Annotated in this window: 1 protein-coding gene and 1 pseudogene; both read right to left on the bottom strand. The window is 63.7% G+C overall.

Going from position 1 to position 845, the window contains the following annotated elements; genetic code table 11:
* A pseudogene (locus tag KFO72_RS41870) lies at positions 1-182 on the bottom strand (hypothetical protein); the annotation flags it as partial.
* A gap of 107 nt (positions 183-289) precedes the next feature.
* Positions 290-845: cation:proton antiporter (locus KFO72_RS41865; protein ID WP_225034559.1), on the bottom strand; the 556-nt coding region annotated here is incomplete at its 5' end.

Here is an 845-nt window from a genome sequence, read left to right as displayed (position 1 = left end):
GTGACGGTGCCATCGGGGGCGACGCTCACGTCGCCGTCGTCCGATTGAAGTCTGCGGCGATCCGCGCGCTCGACGGGATCAGCGGCATCCTCGATTCGTTGGCCGGGTCGACGCGCGTCCGACGGGTTTTGCTGAGCGGGCGCGTCTTGCGGGGTGAGCGGGTTGGTGGGAAAGACTGGCACGATGAGCTCCTGTAGAGATGGCAGGCAGGAATGACGTCGCATTGGGCGTTCCACAACAAGCCGTCGCCTGGCGCGCATAGGCACGCCGTTTGAGCGGTTTACCCCGCTTACCAGCCAGCGGACGCGGTCCGTTTGCGCCTGGGTTTCGCGTCTTGTGAGGGCGCTCGCCGGTACCTGCGCATATAACGCTTCAGCGCCGGCGTCGCGCTGCAACCATGCACGAACACCGATATGACGATGGTCGCGAGAATCGCGGGTGCGAGAGGACGGACGGCGCTGCGGCTGTGCTCGAGAGCAAACAGGAGGTAGTAGAACGCGCCCACTCCGCGAATGCCCATCCATGCCGTCAGGATCCGTTGCTGGCGGTCGAAGGCCGATCCGTAGAGCGAGAGTGCAGTTCCAATTGGCCGCGCGACCAACAGCAGGAACAGCGCTGGCCAGATCGCATGCCAGTCGAGCAGTTCTCGCCAGTGCGCGGAGATGACGCTGCCGACCAGCAGCATCAGTGCAAATTCGACGATCCGTTCAATTTCCACTGCAAATGCCATCATCGATTCGGCCATGTACGCGTGCGCGAGTTCGGGACTGGTGGCGGCCTCCTGTTTGTGGCTGCGCTCGACATCGGCAAGTGCCTCAGAGGGCATCTGCTCACCCGTTGCGTCC

The sequence above is a fragment of the Paraburkholderia sp. XV genome, from assembly GCF_020177535.1.
Classification (GTDB): domain Bacteria; phylum Pseudomonadota; class Gammaproteobacteria; order Burkholderiales; family Burkholderiaceae; genus Paraburkholderia; species Paraburkholderia caribensis.
This window is presented reverse-complemented; position numbering and strand designations above follow the sequence as displayed.